At 40.1% G+C, this 21,269-nt stretch carries 15 protein-coding genes, 1 rRNA gene, 2 pseudogenes, 1 riboswitch and 1 other annotated feature; of the genes and pseudogenes, 5 read left to right on the top strand and 13 right to left on the bottom strand.

From position 1 onward, the window contains the following. Positions 1-589: 589 nt before the first annotated feature. The 5 genes from RG959_RS22310 to RG959_RS22290 are packed head-to-tail and all read right to left on the bottom strand — an operon-like array spanning position 590 to position 5,831. A complete protein-coding gene (locus RG959_RS22310; protein ID WP_342799014.1) occupies positions 590-1,531 on the bottom strand; it encodes an NAD-dependent epimerase/dehydratase family protein in 942 nt (313 codons plus the stop codon). Then, positions 1,528-2,847 carry a UDP-glucose dehydrogenase family protein gene (locus RG959_RS22305; RefSeq protein ID WP_342799013.1) on the bottom strand — a complete coding sequence of 440 codons (1,320 nt, stop codon included), beginning with the start codon at positions 2,845-2,847 and terminating at the stop codon, positions 1,528-1,530. The genes RG959_RS22310 and RG959_RS22305 overlap by 4 nt, the downstream gene beginning before the upstream one ends. Before the next feature lie 19 nt (positions 2,848-2,866). Continuing rightward, a complete protein-coding gene (locus RG959_RS22300; RefSeq protein WP_342799012.1) occupies positions 2,867-4,036 on the bottom strand; it encodes a glycosyltransferase family 4 protein in 1,170 nt (389 codons plus the stop codon). Next, positions 4,036-4,851, bottom strand: coding sequence for a glycosyltransferase family 2 protein (locus tag RG959_RS22295; protein WP_342799011.1), 816 nt, complete (start codon positions 4,849-4,851; stop codon positions 4,036-4,038). The genes RG959_RS22300 and RG959_RS22295 overlap by 1 nt, the downstream gene beginning before the upstream one ends. 23 nt (positions 4,852-4,874) lie before the next feature. Beyond that, positions 4,875-5,831 carry a glycosyltransferase gene (locus tag RG959_RS22290; protein ID WP_342799010.1) on the bottom strand — a complete coding sequence of 319 codons (957 nt, stop codon included), beginning with the start codon at positions 5,829-5,831 and terminating at the stop codon, positions 4,875-4,877. A 651-nt stretch (positions 5,832-6,482) separates the two neighbouring features. Between RG959_RS22290 and RG959_RS22285 the strand changes: the two genes are divergently transcribed. Further along, positions 6,483-7,334 carry a glycosyltransferase gene (locus tag RG959_RS22285; protein WP_342799009.1) on the top strand — a complete coding sequence of 284 codons (852 nt, stop codon included), beginning with the start codon at positions 6,483-6,485 and terminating at the stop codon, positions 7,332-7,334. Positions 7,335-7,399: 65 nt separating this feature from the next. Here RG959_RS22285 and rrf read toward each other — a convergent pair. The 5 genes and pseudogenes from rrf to RG959_RS22260 form a co-directional block, all read right to left on the bottom strand. After that, positions 7,400-7,514, bottom strand: a 5S ribosomal RNA gene (gene rrf, locus RG959_RS22280). An 80-nt stretch (positions 7,515-7,594) separates the two neighbouring features. Next, positions 7,595-7,744: a sequence feature (23S ribosomal RNA rRNA prediction is too short), on the bottom strand. 274 nt (positions 7,745-8,018) lie between these two features. After that, positions 8,019-9,053, bottom strand: coding sequence for a sugar phosphate nucleotidyltransferase (locus RG959_RS22275; protein WP_342799008.1), 1,035 nt, complete (start codon positions 9,051-9,053; stop codon positions 8,019-8,021). 544 nt (positions 9,054-9,597) lie between these two features. Next, positions 9,598-9,837: pseudogene (locus RG959_RS22270) on the bottom strand (TSUP family transporter); the annotation flags it as partial. A gap of 464 nt (positions 9,838-10,301) precedes the next feature. After that, positions 10,302-11,333: pseudogene (locus tag RG959_RS22265) on the bottom strand (SulP family inorganic anion transporter); the annotation flags it as partial. Between the two features lie 230 nt (positions 11,334-11,563). Further along, positions 11,564-11,902: a multicopper oxidase domain-containing protein gene (locus RG959_RS22260; RefSeq protein WP_342799007.1), complete on the bottom strand. Its 339-nt coding sequence runs from the start codon at positions 11,900-11,902 to the stop codon at positions 11,564-11,566. 171 nt (positions 11,903-12,073) lie between these two features. Between RG959_RS22260 and RG959_RS22255 the strand changes: the two genes are divergently transcribed. Further along, the gene (locus tag RG959_RS22255) at positions 12,074-12,508 is read left to right on the top strand and encodes a hypothetical protein (protein ID WP_342799006.1); all 435 of its coding nucleotides are present in this window, start codon (positions 12,074-12,076) and stop codon (positions 12,506-12,508) included. A 102-nt stretch (positions 12,509-12,610) separates the two neighbouring features. Here RG959_RS22255 and RG959_RS22250 read toward each other — a convergent pair whose 3' ends face one another. Continuing rightward, a complete protein-coding gene (locus RG959_RS22250) occupies positions 12,611-13,000 on the bottom strand; it encodes a hypothetical protein (protein WP_342799005.1) in 390 nt (129 codons plus the stop codon). 553 nt (positions 13,001-13,553) lie between these two features. On the opposite strand from RG959_RS22250, the gene RG959_RS22245 reads away from it, so the two are divergent. Next, positions 13,554-14,075: a DUF2269 domain-containing protein gene (locus RG959_RS22245; RefSeq protein WP_342799004.1), complete on the top strand. Its 522-nt coding sequence runs from the start codon at positions 13,554-13,556 to the stop codon at positions 14,073-14,075. Between the two features lie 122 nt (positions 14,076-14,197). Here RG959_RS22245 and RG959_RS22240 read toward each other — a convergent pair whose 3' ends face one another. Continuing rightward, positions 14,198-15,130, bottom strand: a complete 933-nt coding sequence (locus tag RG959_RS22240; protein WP_342799003.1) for a cupredoxin domain-containing protein — start codon at positions 15,128-15,130, stop codon at positions 14,198-14,200. A 283-nt stretch (positions 15,131-15,413) separates the two neighbouring features. Between RG959_RS22240 and RG959_RS22235 the strand changes: the two genes are divergently transcribed. Continuing rightward, positions 15,414-15,749 (top strand): L,D-transpeptidase, encoded by a 336-nt coding sequence (locus tag RG959_RS22235; protein ID WP_342799002.1) that lies wholly within the window; start codon positions 15,414-15,416, stop codon positions 15,747-15,749. A 455-nt stretch (positions 15,750-16,204) separates the two neighbouring features. Further along, the gene (locus RG959_RS22230; protein WP_342799001.1) at positions 16,205-16,597 is read left to right on the top strand and encodes a DUF1259 domain-containing protein; all 393 of its coding nucleotides are present in this window, start codon (positions 16,205-16,207) and stop codon (positions 16,595-16,597) included. A gap of 495 nt (positions 16,598-17,092) precedes the next feature. On the opposite strand, the gene RG959_RS22225 is transcribed toward RG959_RS22230, so the two are convergent. Next, entirely contained in the window at positions 17,093-20,698 is a 3,606-nt protein-coding gene (locus RG959_RS22225; protein ID WP_342799000.1) for a PAS domain S-box protein, read from the bottom strand. Between the two features lie 97 nt (positions 20,699-20,795). Then, positions 20,796-20,880, bottom strand: a riboswitch (cyclic di-GMP riboswitch). Positions 20,881-21,269: the final 389 nt, after the last annotated feature.

Raw genomic sequence — 21,269 nt, 5'->3', positions numbered from 1 at the left:
CCCAGAACATTCTGGGGGTTTGGTTTTCTTGTTTCCATTCCTGCTTTCCTACATGTATTAATTGGGCTCTACATGTAATAGAATTAATTATCTCAAGTCCTGATTTATATAGCGGTTATAACAAATCCAATTGTCTTGCTAATTTTTGCTGCCGGTTGTTTACATGTAAACCCATGGATATAGGGATTAATTTTATATCCTCTATTCTTTCCATATAACATGAACTTAACTATCATTAATAATATATTATAAGGCTATACATGACAGCTTAATGATTAAAATCAAATAAGTATAAAAGCAATTTTTCTGGTGTAGAGCTTTGCTTTTTCTCTGGTAAGAACGTGCAAAATAGCGCTTAAAACATTTATAAATCGAATCCAAAAACTTGTTCGGAATTTTAAATTCTCACACGAAATTTAATGAATTTACATAAAACATTTCTGACTCTATGATCTGGTTTGCAGGGCATCAGACCATCTACTTTTTCTAACATCTGTATTTCTCCAGATGTCGATCAACCAGCAGCCTTATATGGTGCTGTGTTTGTAAACATATGATCCGGTTCCGCTCCACAATCTTTTAATATTGTTTAGGGTTGATACATTTTCTTGATGTAATCCCATTCATTTTGGATGCCCTCATGCAAGGTGATTTTCGGGTTATATCCCAGCTTTTCACGTGCCCGGGATATATCAGCCCATGTATGGAGCGGATCACCGGGCTGCCTTGGCTGGTAATCAATTTTTATTTTCTTTCCTGTGACAGCTTCCATTACAGTAAGGACTTGATTCACGGAAGACCTTTCCGCGCCGCCGATATTGAACGCATTTCCATGCTCCGGGTGGTTCATTGCCAGAATATTTGCTTCAACGGCATCACTCACATACGTGAAATCCCGGGTTTGCTGGCCGTCTCCAAAGAGGGGGATGGATTCGTCTCTTAGGACTGCTTTCAAGAATTTGTGAAAGGCCATGTCAGGACGCTGCCTTGGACCATATACGGTAAAGTATCTCAGCGAAGTTGTCGGCAGCCCAAAATTCAGGTGATACATACGAACTAAGTGCTCACCGGCCAATTTACTTGTACCATATGGAGAAATCGGCATTGCAGGTTTGTCTTCAGAAGTTCTGCCGTCCGTTATACCGTAAATGGAAGAAGTCGATGCGTACACGAATTTTTTGAGAGGCAGATCCTTGCACGCTTCCAGGAGCCTCTGAGTCATTAGGATATTCAGTTCCACATACTGCCGAAAGTTAGTTCCCCAGCTATTCCTGACGCCTGGGATCGCTGCCTGGTGGAAGATGACTTCGATCCCCTCAAGGAGTTCTTTTAAATCAAGCTCGAGAAGATTGCCGTTGACTAACTTGAAGTTAGGATGCTGTAAAAGTTCTTTTACGTTATATTGCGTAAAGCGTTCCCGTTCTTTGAACAGGAACATATCAACACCCACCACGTCGTGTCCTTCAGCCAACAGCCGTTCACATAGGTGAGAGCCTATGAAACCAGCTGCACCAGTAACGAGTACCTTCATGTTTGATTTCCCCTCCCTAATGCTAGATAGGTTATGCCGGCTGCCTTCATTATGTTTGGATCATAAAGGTTCCGCCCATCCAACAGGACCGGGTTTTTCATAAAATCCTTTGCCTTATTCCAATCAATGCCGGTGAAGGTATCCCATGCTGTACATAGGATTGCTGCATCAGTTCTGGCCAATGTCTCTTCGATTGTTTGGCAGACTTTGACTTTACTGTCATGAGGCCATGGAGTTTGCAGGTTTGATTGAATGGTAGGATCAAGGATGCGGATCTCTTTGCATGCAGGCAGAAGTTTGTTCACAATTTTAATGGCAGGAGATTCTCTTTGGTCATCCGTTTCAGGCTTAAAAGTGAGGCCGAGTATGGAGATTGTCCAGGGTTTCTTTTTTAAAGAAGCAGCCAATTTCGCCAGGTACACATCAGGCATTGCTTCATTAACGGATTCTATTTCTTTTAAAATATGGGTTTTAACACCTATTAGGTCCGCTGTAGAAATCAACGCTTTTACATCCTTAGGAAAACAAGAGCCGCCATAGCCAATTCCCGATTTAAGAAATTCTGCGCCTATCCGTGAATCTAGTCCGACTCCGTAAGCGACTTGAAGGATATCGGCTCCTGTCTTGTCTGCGATTTGGGCTATTTCATTGATAAAGGAAATTTTGGCTGCAAGGTAAGCATTCGAGGCGTACTTAATTAATTCAGCTGTTTCCCAATCACATATAACGTATTTACTGTTAAGCTGGTGATACAGTTTTTTTATAATAGTAATGGCACCCTGACTGTTTCCGCCAATAATGATTCTGTCAGGATTAAGAGAATCATAGACGGCATGACCTTCCCGTAGGAATTCCGGATTAGAGATAACATCGAATAAGGTGGGGTCAGAGATTTTTTTCTCCAGATAATCCGATAACCAGCGATTTGTGCCAATGGGGACCGTACTTTTGATGACAATGACCTTGTAATCATTAATGGAAGCGGCAATTGCATCGGCTACTGAACGGAGATATTTTAAATCGGCAGTACCATCCTCAAGAGAAGGAGTCCCGACGGCAATAAACAAGATGTCACTTGCCTGAATCGCTTCCTTGATCTGATCGGTAAAGTTTAATGTGCCCCTCGTGTTATTATCATTCAGCATTTTGTCCAAACCAGGCTCTACAAATGGGAGAATCCCGGCCGATAACTTTTTTACCTTTGCGGAATCCACATCCGCACCGATTACGTGATGGCCTAAAGCAGCCAATACTGCAGCTGTCGTGGTTCCAACATATCCGGAACCAATCACAGTAACTTTCATGATCCATTTCATCCTTTCAAAGTCCTCCGTTTTATGAGGACGAATTTGGCCCTTGCTCCTTGCTTTCAAAGAGTTTTGTATAAAGGAGTGCAATATCAGAGGTGACCCGGTCAAAGTTATATATCTTTTTGACGTCTTTTCGGCCCGCTTTCCCCATTGCGATAGCCTTCTGTGGGTCATTAAGGATGTCAATCGAAGCGGCTGCGAAGGCCGCTGGATTTTTATAATCATCTATCACAATCCCATTTTTCCCATTATGAACTACCTCATGATTGCCGCCCCGGCTGGTTGTAATGACAGGCAATCCTGCCGCCATTGCTTCATAATGCACTCTTGCAAGCGGCTCTTTCCATTGCGATGGACAAATGAAAAGGTCTGCGGCTGCGTAATACTTTGGAATTTCTTCTACTGGTACATAGGAAGCGAATACGATACTGTGTTCATGTTCCCTCGCTAGTTGCTTCAGTCCCTCTATATATTTACTTGTGGATCCATCTGCATACCACTTGCTTCCAACTATCAGCAATTTTGCATGTTTGACGTTTTTCAGAATCTCGTTCATTGCAGCTAAAACAAGGTGGCATCCTTTGTCTGGAACAAGACGGCCCACAAAGAGAATGACGGGATCTTTTGAATCGAGATTATACAATGAGCGAATTTCATTTCGCCATTTCCGTCCTGTCTTTGACCAAATGGGTGAGTAATCATCCAAATCTACACCAGTGTAAAGGGGCTGGATTTTAGCGGAAGCTTCCGGGAACTTTTCGGCCGTATCTTCAGCGATGAACCTGCTGACTGTAAAAATCCAATCCGCTTCCCTGAATGCTGCTTCGGCAAGAGGGCTTTCTACTTTTAATGTGTTATACACAAGGTTGTGGAGTGATAGGATGATTTTTGACCGGGGGGAGGCCTCCCGAATCAATGGAATATAGCCTGGCCTGTTGTAAACCTGGATCACATCAAACTGAACTTGCTTTACCCTTTCACAAACTCGCTGGAAAAACTGGTCCTTATCATAGCGTTCGAAGTAAACACCATTTGTACATTCTGTATCGGGGAGGGAAGGGTCAGTGACGGAAAAAACCGTAACTTCATATGTTTTGGCAAGCAATGGTGCAATTTTACTGATTAATAATTGGATGGCTCCGCCCCTCACAGGGGGGGCGGGGCCCCTGTCTGAACATATTAAAGCAATTTTCATTAAGAGTTACCCCCGTTGACATCAGTGCTGTCTGATCCGTTTCCGGGACTTTTTGACGGGTGTTCCACCTCTTGACTCTGCCTTTTCCCGTACTTTTCTTCTAATTTAGCAATCTTCTCCTCATCCCATCCATAAAGCTTTAGCGTGGACTCGATAATTTCAGGATGGTAGATTCTAATCCTGAGGCTGCTGCGATTATCCTCATGGAGCCAATATTCAGCTAAAGGCTCTTCCAGACAATAACCACGATAATAGGCAGCCAACCGAAGCCACATATCCCAATCCTGGGAATACCAATATTTTTCGATAAAAAGCCCCGTCTTTTCAAAACAGCTCTTGTGAATCAACAAAGTGGAGGTTCTGATCGTAAATTTGCGGATAAACAAAAAATATTGTAACTGCTCTTTATTCTCACAGGTATTCGGTTTCCGTAGTTTCGTGTATTCCCCTTGATCATTCACATTGTAATACCAGGTATATAAAAATTTGCAGTCAGGGTTCTTTTCGATAAATTCCATTTGTTTTTCGAGCTTCTCAGGCAGAAATCTGTCATCCGAATCACAAAAGGCGATATATTCACCTTCCGCAAGGCGGATACCGGTATTCCTGGCAGCTGAAGGGCCTTGATTTTTCTGCTTTACATAGCGGACCCGATCCTTATAACGCTCTAATAGCTCTTCCGTATTATCTGTTGAACCATCGTCGACAACGATGATTTCATAATCCTTGTACGTTTGAGCAAGGACACTCTCGACTGCATGTACGGTAAACTCTCCCCGGTTATAAGTGGGAATAACGACACTTATCTTGGGCAAAACTCATCACCTCTTACGTAAACTTATTTTGACAGCAGCAAGCTGTATATTCTTTCTAAATTTTCAATTTGTTTATCTATGTTAAAGAACTGTTCAACGGTTTCTCTGCCGTGTGTACCGAACCTTTCCCAATCCTCGGAGTGCTGAACAAGATGCAGCAAGCGCTCGGCCAATACGACGGGATCGCGTTCCGGGACGAGAAATCCCGATTTTCCATCCTCTACAAGCTCCGGTATGCCTGCATGTTTTGTCGAAAGCACAGGCAAACCACATGCCATGGCTTCTTTTAAAACATTTGGAATTCCTTCTTGATTTCCGATGTTGTCAGTCGTACTGGCGAGGGCGAATAAATGGGCTTTTTCCATTTCTTCTACTACAACCTGATGGGAAACTTCCCCGAGGAACTTGACGATTCCATCCAATTGCAGCTGTTCTACCTGTTTTTCAAGCGTCGGTCTTAACTTCCCATCCCCGGCAATACGCAGCCTGATGCCTGGGTAATGCTGATGAACCGAATGAACAGCTTCAATTAGGTATTCCATTCCTTTCTTTTCAACGAGCCTCCCGACCGTCAAGACCGTGATGATTCCATTCTCTGGTGCTGTGCGCTTTTTGTATGAAAACTTACTTACATTGATTCCGCTGTGATGGACGAATATTTTATCCGGAGAACATCCGTATTTGATAAGGATTTCCTTCATGTTCTCTGAAGTAACCGTGAATGCATCTCCATGTTCAAATAAATGCTGCAGCCGATCACCATATCTTCGCATGGACTTTACATTTGTCGGCAGGTCAAAACCATGAAAAGAAGTCAACATCGGGATCCCGAGTTCTTTTTTGACTTCAAGCAAATCAGCTCCAGTTACGCCAAACCTTGCGTGAATCAGGCTGATTTTTTGGGCGCGGAGGATGTCTATCAGATCATCATTATCCTTGTATTCGTGGATGGTCTCAAAAGGAAAATGCACAAGGTTCATGATCTTCTTGCAACAAACGATAGGAGAAACCGATTTGACATTTACCAATTCAGAGTAAATGAATGTTTCACTGATCGGAAGGTACCGTCCTCTGACAACTGCCACACGTAATATGGTTTTTCACCACCTCTGTCGGAGCTGTAAATTAGCAGCGGGAAGCGACACAACCTGTTCTTCCATGCTGCAATCACTATATTTTATGAAAGTCTTGTTTGATGTGTTCATGGGTGTATAGACAGTATTCTCTGATTTTTCTCTGGGGAGAGAGGCTGCAGATTGAAAGATTAGAAGCATGATTGGGATTATCATGGAACATCCTCACTTTTCGCCTTTTTAGGTAAAAGCCAAGTACTAAAGGATATGCGGAACATATATAATGGAATATCTTAGACGGCGGGAAAGGAAGGCGGAGCAGAATTGATTCATTATATTGTCGGGAAAAATTTGGGTCATTTAAATCCCTGTGTGGCCAATATTTCGAAATTCAGGGAAATAAGCGGTGAAGAGGTAAAAATCTTTGCTTTTTCACATACACACAAATGGTTGAAGTCGAATCTCACTCATATAGAAATACATGATTCCGTACATTTTAGAAAAGGGGCAGACCAGCTTCTTAATGCTGACTTACTTATTCATGATTGGAGAGATGAAGTGAAGGAGACAAAAAATCATCGGAAAGGCCAGGGACCCATCATAGGCGGAATTTATCATAGTGATATGAGTGTATCTGATGAAGATACAGATCAGACGAAAAAGTTTAAGGAACAAATCCGTGCGGTTTCCCAAAGATCAACAGATATCTTTTTTCACATTAATCTTACACAGCCAAAGGAAATTCCAGAATTGACTACTTTATATGTGCCGATCCCCATTATAGCCCGGGATATCACCATGCACCCGGAACAGGTGAAATCACGACTGGGGATTCCGACAGATGAACCATTCATCCTCGTTCAAATGGGAGGGGGGGTTGGGAAATTCCGATACCACTACATGGATGAATGGTATGAAAAAATCAATCAGTTGAAAGCAACGTATCGGATTGTTGTTGCAGGTCAGCTCGAGGGTGCGGACTTTCCATTCAATCCAAAAATAGTTCAGGCGCCGCTATTCGAAAACGGCCGGGAATTAGTGAATGCAGCTGACCTTGTGATAAGCAAACCTGGAATGGGCATTTTGATGGACTGCATCTCTACAGGAACCCCTTTGCTGGCATTGCCTGCAGATACAAAGGAACGAGAAGTCAAAAATATGATGCTGAAGGAGCTTGCGGGGGATGATTCTTGTGTCGCGGAGCATGACATGCCCTTGCCGGAACTGGAGGCAAGAATAAAACAAATGATCAGCCAAAAACAGTATTACGAAGCAGCCTTCAGCAAAGTACCTCATCATGGGGCAGACATTGTAGCTCAATCGATGAAAATGCTGTCGGGGAAATCTCTGGTGGATTTGCCTGACATATATGAACAAATATTGAAACTGACGCCTTTTCAAGTAAAGTAGACCTGTCCAAGTTGTTTACGTCCAATGGATTGGATAGATGAAGGATGTAATAAAAATGTAATGGGGGCAGGCGGCTTCCTGCTCTCGCAGGGGAAAGTCTTAACTATCATTGACGCTGAAGAGCTTAACGGCCGTGTTCGGGATGGGAACGGGTGTGACCTCTTCGCTATTGCCACCAGACTATATGGAACAAAATTGTTCCTTCAAAACTGGATAATCTCTGTAAAGTAACGGCATACCGTACCACATATGTTTTAATTAAGTCTTCGATCCCAGCTCGCGTACCGCTTTAATGGGCGAACAGCCCAACCCTTGGGACCGACTACAGCCCCAGGATGCGATGAGCCGACATCGAGGTGCCAAACCTCCCCGTCGATGTGGACTCTTGGGGAGATTATAGAGCGTGATGTAAAAAGCTTTTGCTCTTAAGAGCAAAAGCAAAGACTGCCTGTCGGCAAAGACGCAGACATTTTTCATTTAAAAATACCGCCAATGTCTAGAAATTTTTAAATGTTAGGGCCCTAAATGCAGCACTGTTAAAAGTCCCGCAAGCCTTTTCCTCATTGTACTTTACTGGGCAAAAAGATTCACCTGGATTGGAAACATAAAGTTTTGTACCCCATTGCAATATCGTCCCTATTCTCCTTTATGATAGAAATCTTTTTGTCCGATTCTACAAATTGCTCATGTATCTGATTCCTGCTCATATAGTTCATATACCGATTTGTCTCCAAGGATACAGCGAACTACACCTCTAATCGTATCCCCTTTCACGACTGCCCCCTGCCCTAAAATGCTATCACGAATGGATTGACGAGTTTGAACAGCTGCACCCGTCAGCAAAATACTGTTTTCGATACGGCACTCTTTCACCACACAGCCATTTTGCAAAGATACGTTTGGCCCTATCACTGCATTTTCCAGGATACAGTCATCTCCAACATGTACGTTCCCAAGAAACACACACCTTTCAACACTTGTATTTCGTCCAATGCTAACTTCTCCCTGTCCCTGTTCAGCCATCATCCATGTGTTCGCCTCTAGCCAGCGGCTGTGCGTCCCAACGTCAAAAATGGGTAAAAGTGTTTCACGATACGTCACCGGATAATCATGGTCGATCAGCCACTGAATAGCATCTGTAATCTCGTATTCACCACGTCCTGATGGTTGAATAGCATTGATTGCATCGAAAATAGCAGGCTGAAATACATAAGCACCCATCACAGCCAGATCACTTTTTGGTACGGAAGGTTTTTCTTCCAGTTTTAAAATACGGTTCTGTTTCTTGTCGACTAACGCAACACCAAATTCCTGCGGGTTCGGTACCCGCTTTAAAAGAAGAGATGACTTTCCGTCCGCTGCTGACTGAACTAATGCACGCAGCGGGCCGGTTAAAAGGTTGTCGCCGAGAAGCAATGCGAATGTCTCTTCTCCAATAAAATCTTGTACGGAACGAAGCGCATGTGCAATACCCAGTTGCTTTCTTTGAAACAGCAACTCAATTTTCTGGCCTTTGTAGGCAGTGTTTATATGATCGGCAATTGCCTGCTGAGAAGGATTGATGACCAACCCAATCTCTTGTATGCCGGCCGCCCGGAACTTTTCAATCGCGTGATCGATAAGCGGGCGGTTCATTACCGGCAATAGCGGTTTTGGCAATGAAAAAGTAAATGGCTGCATCCTCGTACCATTGCCAGCGCATAGAAGTATTCCTTTCATTTAATGCCCATTCCCCTCACAATAATGTAATCATAAATTTCCACCGTGACCACTGTTCAACGCCGCTTCCAGAAACAATGTTTCATGGCACTTTCAGCGAGCGAAAACAAGGATGTCCTTAAACAGCCAGCTGTGAGAATTTGTCTCTATCCCGTCCTTAAAAGGTACTTATCGAAAACAAATCTGCTTTTATATAAGCAATAGAAGATGCTTAAGTACGGAGGCTAAGAACTATATAACACCCTCCCTCCTAATTTCCTAAACCAATCTGTACAGCATTTCTTTCAGGCATCAGGGCTTCAGAGGGCTGGCTGGAAGCTCTTCATACATCCTATTCTCTGCGTAAATGTTGCGTGTTTTTTTTCTCAATTTCTTTCCCGCTTTCGGAATAGGCATCGAGCCTATTCTAAAAAACTGGCGCTCACCCGTCATGTGTTTTCCCTTCTTCTCTCAATTTTAGCAGCCAGGCTTATGTGCAAAAGTTTAGGAGTATGGTATTTTATGGTGCCTAGAATGGATGATACACTCAGCTATATAGAAGGGATCTATACACGGACGTTAAATCAAGTTTTCCAAAACGGTAAAACGCTAACGTACTCGTTAAAGAGCCCATCGTTCCCACTAATTTATTTGTCGCGATCGCTGCTGCTTGGCTCATCCCGGTAAACAATAGGGCCGAAAATGTAATCAGCCCTCCTCCCCCGACAACGGAATCAATAAAGGCAGCTAAAAAGCCGAAGATCATTAAAACAATAAATAACGTTAAATCTAATTCAAGATTCATCTTCATCAACCTTTCCAAGGACTCAAAATAAGGCTGTTGGAATTTTTCCAACAGCCTTACATCTTTAGTGGATTACATTACATTTTTGTCTTCCTTAGATGAATCGATTATTTTTTCTTGTTGAGCACTTTGGCTATCAGGCTCTTTTAGCATGATTGTCATCAAGAAACTAATAAGTAGGTAGCAGAGCGATATTTAACTCAAGTTTTCTACAAAAAGGCTACGCTCTACATTTTATCTCCTATAAGTCATGTTGATATATTTTTCAATAAAATACATGTTTGAATTTAACACACAGTGTGAAGAATCGATTTTTCTTTAGCCTTACCTCTATATTGCTGCATTCTTTAATTTTCCTTTTTGGATCTTCAGATTTTAGCAAGAAGCCTATCTAAGCTCAAAACGAATTTATTTAACACTCTTTGGATTAACTCTTTAAGGTTTGCACAGTAACCTTCCATTTTTCAAATTAATTCTGGCTCCTGTTTTCTTTTCTGTTTGAAAACTGCAGGCTTAGAAGCTTGCTGTGAGAGTTCTGCACATTCATCAAAAGAAAATTGTTTACATCCTTTACAACGCTCCACATCTAGGTTTGATAAAGCTTTATCAATAGCATGACCCGTACGAGCAAAGATATATTCCTCGCCTATTAGTTGATACAAACCCGTTTTCTTAAATAATTCTTTTGGCTGCTGTTGGATGCCAGAAATTATCACTTGATGATGAGAATCTTTGAATTGTTTCACAATGTTGGCGAGGAGTGCTTCTCCCGATGTATCAATAAATGAAACTTTGCTCATTCTTAATAGAAGAATTCTCGGTTTAGAACGTGTAATACTTTCTAGTTCCTCCTCAAATCGTTCGGTCGAACCAAAGAATAAAGGTCCTTCTACTGTATAAATGTTAATCTGCGGACAGTTGGAACTTTGCTGCACCATCTCTGGCTTCACTAGCTTATCAGTCGGATCTGGTAAAGCTTTTGACACTTTCAACGTACTGCTCATTCGTCCAACAAAAGCTAAAAGGGCTAAAAGCAAGCCAATTCCTACACTTGTTGTAAGATCCATAAAAACTGTTAACAAGAAGGTAGCGACTAACACTAGGGAATCCATGGTTTTCGTTTTTAAGATGTTCGCAAATTCTTTGCGCTCGCTCATGTTCCATGCGACAAACATAAGGATAGGAGCCATACTGGCTAAAGGAATGGCTGAAGCGTAAGGCGCTAAAATAACCAGCACTAGTAATACTACAATCCCATGTATCACACCTGATAAAGGGGAAGCAGCCCCGTTTTTAATATTTGTTGCCGTTCGCGCTATGGCTTCTGTCGCCGGAATTCCTCCAAATAAAGGAGCAACCATATTGGCCAATCCTTGGCCAATTAGTTCCTTGTTGCTGTTATGCTTACCCTTGGTCATTCCGTCTGCTACTAGGGCAGATAATAACGATTCAATTCCTCCCAGCATAGCAATAACCATCGCAGCAGGAAGGAGAATGCTAGTAAATAAATACTGGCATTGTAAAAAATGGTACAAGGCGAGAAATAGCAAACGATATTACGCTATTGAAACAAGCAATAGATGAACTAAGTCATTAATTTTACGTATCTCGCTGGTGATTTTCGATACTTTGCACAACTTGTATATTATCGACGCTAATTTCGGATTCAATCATTAAGTATTTAGCCTCAATAACAATGGAATAAAAGAATGCTTTTGCTGATTCTTTATTTGTGTATTGTCACAGGCTCCTCCAGTTCATTCTTTAAAGTAATCTTTACATTCTCGCCTTCCTGGACCCTAATTTCTGGACCAGGCACGGAACCATTAAATGCCCATGACGTAACACTTTTATCATCCGTTAATTGATGTGTTCGCTCTTGGGCAACTAATGTAACCTCATTATCCGTTATTGTTTCCGTTGTCACGGTTGCTTGTGAAGCTTTTGTTTCCCTCACTTTCCTTTGTTCCGTCCCCTCGTCGTTCATATCCATGTTGCTATGGTCCATGCCGGCCATACCACAGGCACTTAAAAGTAAGGAAAAGAAACTACCTTTTGACTTCATTTACTGCACCTCCATACATGATCGTTTACTATAATATAGAGGTTAATTATAGAGAACTAATGAATAATTCATCTTCAAAAAATACAATTTTTTTAGGCTATTTTCTACAAGATGGTTGTTTTTAAACCAATATTAAAATTTTTAAGTTTATGGGAGTCATTGGAGGTGCTTATGAAAAAAATATCCCTGTTAGCTCTATTACTTATAATTATTATTTCTTCCTCTGTTGAAGCTTTGTCGTGGGCTTATACTTTTGTGGTTTGGGAAGGAAAAGTTTATGAAGTCAAACAAGAAGAAACTATCACAGACAGTCAAATTGGTGAAATTATAGGGGAAGTAAAAACAAAGCCTAACGATATGACTGGAGATTTCTACGGAGAAGCTTCAAATTATTATCCAAAAGGAACAAAGTATTATGAAATAAAAGGAATTTCAACTTCCACTGCAATTGCAGTAGAAGAAGATAGTCAGTGGGTAAAGGCTGTTTATGTTCATAAAGCACCTTTTCACATAATGAATATATTTTCCAATAATTTCTTCATGTTTACTGTTGTAGTAATCATATTTGCTGTAATTGGAGTCATAATCAGTACAAAAAAAGTTTAAAAATCATAATAATATAGAAAAAAATTAGAGTTCCAACTAAGAAAAACACGCCCTCAATAGCCTGGCGTGTTTTTCTTATGTTCATATGGAAGATGTGATCATTTAATATAAGTATGAAATTAATGTGCCGCCAACTAATAAATAAATACTAATTGTTATAGAGAGTAGACCTAATCCCTGCATATTTTCTTTTCTTTGTAACTTTTCATATTCTTTATAGGTGATTTCACCTTCTGCAAACCTTAATCCGTTATGATTCGGTTCAATATTATAATGTCTTCCGTCACTACCTTCTAAAATGACTTCGGTAATTAAGGGGACATCCTTACCAAATGTATGATTGAAACCATTTCGAATTGAACTTTGTTCATGAAGTTCTAAAATTTCACCCCCTATAAAACCTGTCCTTACTAATTTATAAATAGATTTCTTTTGTATCTGTTCAGTCATTTCTAAAGCTCGTTGCTCAATTGCATTATTAGAAAAACACACATTTATCACCTCTCTATACTTTATTTTGGAGAGACACGATTGGTGTTAACTATGATCTTTTTGCCTGTAGAACTGCAAAGGATTAAGTATCACTAGGCTAGATAACCCTATATGCCCTGCCATAATCCTGCCAAAATTCTGTATCACAAAATTTATTCACTCTCTACGCCCTTTCCTTTGTCTGCAATAGCAACCCAGCTTTCTCCTCCATCATTACTATAGTAGATTAAAAGTTTCTTTTGTATAGTTATAATATTCAAGAGCTTTTAAAAGCTCTCCAGCTGAGAGGTTACTGAGACAAAGAGGAGGAAAGAACTAATGAGTAACTCATCAAAAAAGGATTTAATGAAAAAAATAATTTAGAGAAAACCGATTCAGAATTGACTACAGGTACACCACGCTGGGTGAAAGTTTTTAGTGGCATAATTATTATCCTAGTTTTATTGGTCATTATCATGATGCTCTTTGGAAATGGTGAACATGGTCCAGGTCGCCACATGAGTTCTGAGAATGTACGCCAAACAGTTTCTGAAGAATATAAGGTACAACAGACATGATAATGACCCCTGGTCTCCGAAAATTTGCACTCACCGCACATATCATTTTCTCGATTGGTTGGCTTGGTGCGGTCATTAGCTTCCTTGCTCTGGTTATCACCGCTCTAATCACTGAAGACGCTCAGACAGTGGCTGCTATCTGGATAGCGATGGAATCGATTGGATGGTTTGCCATTGTTCCCTTAGCCCTTGCTTCGCTGCTAACCGGACTCGTAATGGCAATAGGCACTCCATGGGGATTATTTCGGCACTATTGGGTGCTTTTCAAATTCCTTCTAACCATCTTGACCACTATTATTTTGCTTTTAAATATGGGGACAGTGAGTTACTTAGCAGACATATCAGCAGAATCAAGAAGTATCGAGCTGGCCGGTATGCGGGGCGAACTCATTCATGCGGGGGGCGGACTTCTGGTTTTGCTTGTGATAACGATATTGTCGATTTACAAACCACGCGGCATGACCCGATATGGGTTGCGTAAGCAACACCAGCAGCGTAATAAACCGGTCCAACCATAAATAGAGTACTTAAAATAACAGAGCGAAAAGTTTCTCATATTTTCAGCAAGTGAGAAACAAGAAGCCGCATTTATTAGTGAAATGCGGCTTGGTTATTCATGTTTAATTTGCTATATTGCTTCTCAAAGAACCTTTAGGCTGCCTACCATCCCCGACTCTTTATGTCCAGGTATTGTACAGTAAAATTCAAACGTTCCATTTTCTAGCGGCTTAAAAGTAATAGATGATTGCTCACCAGGTTGGGCGTGTATGTGAACACCTTCTTCTTCTCCTGAATGGTGGCTTCCCGCTTCTATTAGCTCCGCATTTAATCCGTCGAGTTGAAGATCATGTTCAACTTGTCCTACATTATCAAAGCGTATGGTTACCGTTTGGTCTTTTTTTACATTTATCTCAAGTGGAGAGTATGTGAAATCATCTGCATGAATTTCTATGGAATCTTTAACTGCTTCTCTTTCAACAGTTTCTTCTTTTTCTGCTTTATGATTCTCGTGTGAAGCAGTTTCATTTAAAGTACTGGAGAAGCTCACTGGGCCACTCATATTAAAAAAGTAAAAGAACAAGCCTAATGTTCCCCCCATTAGAAGAGGATTTTTAAACCACTTTTTCCACAATGCTTCCTTCCCATTTGCTCTCTCGCCTATTAACAGATAAATAACGATCAAATTAAACAAGAACTCTAATAAAAATAAGATTTTAATGATGGCCTCGATATAAGTACCTGAAATCATTACACCTAACATAGCACCCATCATTCCACCCATTAAACCGGATAACATGCCTTCTAAAGCTGTAAGAAGGTTTAATGGGCTTCCTATAACCATTCCTGCTAAAAAGCCAAGACCGCCGCCGGTAACCGTTGACCAAAAGAGGTCCCCTTGAAAATATGCGCCTAAAATAGTACCTCCAAGCAGCCCAATCAGCATTCCCAGCGTCATAGCTGTCATCATACCAGCCATAGTCGGTATTTCTTTTTTATGTTTTAAAATATAAAAAAGGGTAAGAAGATAAAAAATCACGACATTTACTGTTAAAATTATCAAGGATACAGACATTTTAGACCTCCTTAAAGGGCAAATTTTCTACATTATATGTGTACAACCCTTTGTATAATCCCTTCTGAAAAACATTGCAGAAATGCATACTTTTCGATCTTTTTTCTCCAGTACCATAACAAGAACGTTTTTTACGATAGTTTTTCCTTTCCAGAAAAAAATGGATTTATTCCATTTTATTAAGATTGTTTTTATAGTACCTTTACATATATTTAACCCTCACTTTAATTACATTTTACATATTAATTATATAAATATATTAATAGTAAAATTAAGGATTCTTATGGCAAAATGGATTGACGTATTAACATTACAACATCAATTAAAGCTTTTTGATGGAAACAAACTTATAAAAACCTATCCAATTGCAGTTGGAAAAATATTATCACCCACTCCTTCCGGGACATACACCATTATCAATAAACAGCGCAATCCTGGCGGCCCATTTGGAGTGTTTTGGATGGGTCTGTCAAAGCCTCATTATGGAATACATGGCACAAATAACCTCTCTCCAATTGGAAAAGATGTCCCACATGGATGTATTAGAATGTATAACCACGATGTTCTAGATTTATCCTCTAGAATGCCTGTAGGCACCAGGGTTTCCATTCATAAATGATCCATCCAACTTACCTGCTAATCTGAGCTTATTGTTACTTACCTGTATGGACGAACTGCTGAGTAACGATTTGAGTTGTTATGCTTTCACTATTTAGGATTCACTAAACGATGAGTTGGTATTTTAAAAGAATAACGAATAAAGGCAGCAACATTTAAAAAGTTGCTGCCTTTATTCATGTCTAGCGTCCGGATATAAATCGAAAAAGCAGCTGTCCTTTCCCTAAGGGGGAGAGCTGCTTTTCCAAAATATATATTTTAAAAGAAACGAAGCAAAAGGCTGGCGAAACCTTTGTAGAATAACTATACGGTAAACCGGCAGAGCTTATGCCAGTTTATTAAAAACAATGAGATCAAGCGATTAACTAGTATTTTATTATTCTCTTGATATAAACCTATACAAATCTCTTCCTTCCTGCATATACTACAACAAATAAATAGAAAGGAGGAACAATCATGCCATTACCTTGTCAACGGCTCGCTGATATAATTGGAGGCCAGGTTATCACATCAACTCCCGTCTGTGTGGTACAACGTCTTCGAAATATAGATGCAACCATTTTAGGCCGCCGCACCCGCTCTCCTTTAGCACTTCCATTTGCTCTATCCTTCGAAAATAACATAGGCGGAAAAACTCTTAATCTAGGAGAAACTGTCATCCTTCAATCAGAAATCAACCGATTTACGACTGCATTGCGACGCAGAGGCATTAAGATCACAGCGGTCCACAACCATTGGCTTTTTGACAATCCGCGCTTAATGTATATGCACTGGGAGGATGTTGGCGATCCCGTAGCATTTGCTGAAGATAGTTATGATGCAGCAAGAGAAGCAGGCTTATTGAGATAACCCTGCAATAAATGCCCTCTTTAAATGCCCTCTTTTAGAGAGGGTACCTTCTTCTAGCCGCTCCACTTACTGAGGAACAAAGTATACATAAATTAAAGCTACCCAAAACCCTATATTAAAGTTCCCTTATGAACAAGAAATTTTGTAGATAACTGAAAAATCATGCAAGTATCATTAAAGATTTCCCATCCTGTTTTAAAAATCAGCAGAACGACGATGACAGCATGTACTGCCTTGCAAAGGATTCTGTTGATTATTATGTGTATGGAAACACCGACGACGTGATGATTTTTATAGGAGCCACTCCAGATATCAAATGGACCTTGTATTTTTATTCAGGTGAAAAAAGTTTATTAGAAGCTGTAAAAAATATTAATAAAAAAAGATCAACGATTATAATGAGCTTATTGTGAATAATAAAACTAAAAGAAACATCAAAATCCGGCTGCAGTATGATCCTCGGAATTATTTCATGCTCAAAAGATTTTTGAAGATTTATGTTTTAGAAGTAAGAGACTGGTTAAGCGGTAAAATAACTTCTACAATTGTCCCTTGATTGAGAATACTTTCCAAATGGATACTTCCCCCATGTTCTTGAACAATTTTGTGGCTAACTACTAAACCTAATCCCATTCCTTTTTCGTTTAGGCTGTAAAATGGTTCACCTATACTTTTCATTCGGTCTTCAGAAATGCCGCGTCCTCGATCGATAAACCTAAACTTAATACTGTCTAATCCGCCCTGCATGGCTTGGATTTTAAGAATTCCCCCATTTGAAGTAGCGTCCATCGCATTTTGAAGAATATGAATAAAAGCCCGCTTAATTTGAGGATAGTCACAATAGAAAGAGGGCAACCCGGGCTCTACCTCCTGTACAATTTGAATATTTTTTGGGGTAGTTTGTGTGCTCATCAATGTCCCAACATCTTCCAAAAGAACATTTGGATCGATGGAGGATCTTTTACTTGTCTGCGTCTTCGCAAGGGACAAAAACTCTTTTACTACTTTCTCAACATCGTTGATTTCAGACAACATAATATCCGTGTAGGCAGGGTTGTCTAATTCATCCTGCATTAATTGAAGAAAACCTTTTACCGAAGTAAGAGGATTTCTTATTTCGTGTGCAACTCCTGCGGCCAGTTGACCGACCACAGATAGTTTTTCCGTTTTCCGTATAAATTCCTCTGTCTTTTTCCGCTCTGAAATGTCTCTTGCCACAACAATACAGTATTCTACTTCACCATTCTCGCCAAGTACGGGAGTTACTTTTGATTCCACATGTACCCACTTACCATTTGCATGTTTCATCCGGTACTCGAATTGGCTTGATTTGTGAGTGGATTTCATATAAGAATATTGCTTTTGACCACAGACAATATCATCGGGATGAATCATATCAAAAATTGATTCCCCTTCATACACCTCTGGTGGATACCCTAATATCGTTTCATGGGAAGGAGAAGCGTATTTAACAAAGCCATTTATATCTAAAACCCTTATTAAATCAAGCGTATTTTCTGTAATAAGACGATAATTGGCTTCGCTCACCTTCAAAGCTTCCTCAGCCTGCTTTCTTTCGGTAATGTCAATACAGGAACCAATAACCTCTACTACTTGTCCGCCTCTTCGAATAGGACGTAAGGAGGCAGTATAATAGATACCATTTACAACTCCTTCGTACGTTACATCCGCATCACCCTTCCATGCCCGCTGGTACTGTTTATTTTTTTCCTCTGCTTTTTCGAAAGACAGGAAATCACTCAGTTTCTTTCCAATAATTTGTTCAGGAAGAAACCCCATTCGATACAGCAGCTCGCCATCACATAAGGTATGAATAAAGGAGCCATCTTTTTCAATAAACTTAAAAATCATCCCTTGCTGCTGTCTAATCGTATCTACTAACTCTTGCCGGGTCTTTTCTACTGCTTCTTCCATCCACATTTGTTTGGATAATTCTTTTGGAACCCCATTTTGAGGAATGATCTGTTCAATTTCATCTATTTTTTGTAGAAATTCTGCCGCAGGTATCGGTTTGCTGAACAAATATCCCTGGGCCTCATTACAAAGATTTCGCTGGAGGAACACCAAATGATCTTTCGTTTCTATTCCTTCGGCAATAACGTCAATTTTTAACTGGTGGGCCACTGCAATAATAGCTTTGACAATGGCTGCATCACTCGAATCTGCTGTACAATTGCGGACGAACGACTGGTCAATTTTCAATTTATCAATCGGAAGTTCTTTTAGATAATGGAGAGAACTGTATCCTGTTCCAAAGTCATCCATACTAATCTGAACACCGATCTCTTTTAATTTCTCTAGAATCTTAAGCCCCTGCTGAATATCCATTAGCATACTTTCTGTAATCTCGAGCTCTAGATACTGGGGTGAAAGCCCCGTTTCTTTTAAAACCGCCTGAACCATTTCAATCAAACCAGGCTGGTAAAGCTGACGGACGGAGAGGTTGACCGCCGTAATCATAGGTGGCAGTCCTGCTTCCTGCCAAGCCTTATTTTGTGCACATGCCGTGTATAAAGCCCACTCACCAATCGGGATAATAAGCCCTGTCTCTTCCGCAAGAGGAATAAAGTCGGATGGCGGGACTAATCCCTTTTCAGGATGCTGCCAGCGTATCAATGCTTCTACACCACTGATTTTGCCTGAAGACAGATCAAGTTTAGGCTGATAGTATAAAAGCAATTCTTCCTGCTCTAGTGCCGTTCGCAGATCCATTTCTACTTCCCATTTTTCATAAGAGTGTTCGATTTGATTTGATCGATAAAGCTGATAATTGTTTTTCCCTTTTCGCTTTGCCTGATGCATCGCTGAATCAGCCTTTTTTATCAATGTCTCAACATCTTTTCCATCGTTTGGATAAAAGCTGACCCCCATACTAGGGGTTACATAAAGTTCATACTGGTCTAGATGGAAAGGCTCCGCAAAGCAGTCAAGAATACGCTGCGCAGCAGCAGACGCTTCTTGATGATTCATGTCCGGCAAAGAAATAAGAAACTCATCTCCGCTATTTCTAGCCACGTTATCTTTGTTCTCCACACATGTATGTAACCTTCTTGCTGCTTCTTGTAATAAACGATCTCCTATTTCATGCCCGAGTGAATCATTAATTTGATTAAAGCGGTCTAAATCAAGAAATAGAACAGCCACACTTTTCGTATTCTCTTTAGACAAAATATTCTCTAGGCGGGTATAGAATTGATACCGATTGCCTAAACCCGTTAAGGCATCATGATAAGCCATATATTGAATCGTTTCTTCCGCCTTTTTTCGCGCTGTAATATCCATAACTGTTCCCGTAACGGCAGGCTTTCCCTTGTAAATTGTTTTAGATCCAAGCACCTCTATATGGACAATTGTTTGATCTTTTTTTACAGCCCTGTATTGGTAATAAACATTTGAGAAGCCGTCTTCCAGCCGATTTTCTATATTATTCCTTACTAGACTTCGGTCATCTGGATAAATGAAATCCGTCACATTTCTGCCGATTATTTGCTCTTTGCTATAACCCAGCATTTCTGCCAGTTTTCGATTAATATATACGAAAACTCCATTCTGAATAATATAAATTCCAGCTAAAGATTCCTCCGCCAAACTCCGATAGTGGGACTCAGCTTCTTCTAAAGCTGCCCGTGTTTGATTCAGCACCGTAATATCTTTAAGAATCCCGTACACACCAATCACTTGATTGTTAACGATAATAGGTATATTCGTCACATTTAAGTCGAAGATATCACCATTCTTTCCGTATATAGCGGTCTCGTATGTTATAGATTTTCCCTTGCTGGCTGTTTGGAAATGTTCCAAAGTCTCTTTTAATTGACTTGGCACAACGTAAGGAAGGAAGGATTGGTGCAGGACTTCTTCTGGTGTATAGCCATAGTACTCTATGTTTTTATTTGTGCTTAAAAAGTTCCCTTCTAGATCAAACGTTATAACTAAATCTGGATTCTTTTGATAAAGAGACTGGTAATACTGCTCGTTTTTTTTAAAATCCAACAAGTTCCCTGACCATTGTTTCTTGGTACGGACCTGAAGAAAAATAAGAATCAATATTGCTACACCCAGGCCAATCAAGAGTTCCATATTGCACCTCCAAAAATAGTAAAGATATGTTGCAGCTTGTTCATACATCAGGATACCGAAAAAGACTAATCGGATACCGATTAGTCTTTTGTATATCACCGGTAACTGGCTGGCATAATCTTTCGATTTTAGCCCCTATAGTTTTGCGTCTTTACCTTTCGATAAATTTGCCATTATCACTTTCTATTCAATTAACCACTTGTCCGCGCTGCTATTCATTTTGGAAACATACATTGAATGAAAACACACACTCCTATTAATTCTGCTGTAAAATGGCTGTTCATTTTAAAACAGGAAATGTTCCATCCATCCATGTTAAGGGCCTATTTTCTTCCGCTTCTTAAAATAAAAGCAAAACCCTTAATGTAACGTCTTTTTTTATTGCCAACTTATAAAATGGTATTATATACCTATGTTAAAGTAACTTATATATAAAATCTATATATTTTTTTATAATTAGTCACTAAGGAGTTTTTAATGCTTCTAAATCAATTTGGGACCGTCAATAATTTTGTGTAAATGGCGAATCCCTTTTCTTGCAAACTGTCATTTAATCAGTCGTTTTAAACAT

The sequence above is a fragment of the Domibacillus sp. 8LH genome, assembly GCF_038806185.1.
Taxonomy (GTDB): domain Bacteria; phylum Bacillota; class Bacilli; order Bacillales; family Domibacillaceae; genus Domibacillus; species Domibacillus indicus_A.
This window is presented reverse-complemented; position numbering and strand designations above follow the sequence as displayed.

Coding starts and splice junctions, on each gene's coding strand:
- RG959_RS22225 (WP_342799000.1), bottom strand. CDS start 20,698: ATGGAACTCTTGATTGGCCTGGGTGTAGCAATATTGATTCTTATTTTT.
- RG959_RS22255 (WP_342799006.1), top strand. CDS start 12,074: ATGAAAAAAATATCCCTGTTAGCTCTATTACTTATAATTATTATTTCT.
- RG959_RS22300 (WP_342799012.1), bottom strand. CDS start 4,036: ATGAAAATTGCTTTAATATGTTCAGACAGGGGCCCCGCCCCCCCTGTG.
- RG959_RS22245 (WP_342799004.1), top strand. CDS start 13,554: ATGATAATGACCCCTGGTCTCCGAAAATTTGCACTCACCGCACATATC.
- RG959_RS22240 (WP_342799003.1), bottom strand. CDS start 15,130: ATGTCTGTATCCTTGATAATTTTAACAGTAAATGTCGTGATTTTTTAT.
- RG959_RS22260 (WP_342799007.1), bottom strand. CDS start 11,902: ATGAAGTCAAAAGGTAGTTTCTTTTCCTTACTTTTAAGTGCCTGTGGT.
- RG959_RS22275 (WP_342799008.1), bottom strand. CDS start 9,053: ATGAAAGGAATACTTCTATGCGCTGGCAATGGTACGAGGATGCAGCCA.
- RG959_RS22290 (WP_342799010.1), bottom strand. CDS start 5,831: ATGAACCTTGTGCATTTTCCTTTTGAGACCATCCACGAATACAAGGAT.
- RG959_RS22310 (WP_342799014.1), bottom strand. CDS start 1,531: ATGAAGGTACTCGTTACTGGTGCAGCTGGTTTCATAGGCTCTCACCTA.
- RG959_RS22305 (WP_342799013.1), bottom strand. CDS start 2,847: ATGAAATGGATCATGAAAGTTACTGTGATTGGTTCCGGATATGTTGGA.
- RG959_RS22230 (WP_342799001.1), top strand. CDS start 16,205: ATGCCATTACCTTGTCAACGGCTCGCTGATATAATTGGAGGCCAGGTT.
- RG959_RS22235 (WP_342799002.1), top strand. CDS start 15,414: ATGGCAAAATGGATTGACGTATTAACATTACAACATCAATTAAAGCTT.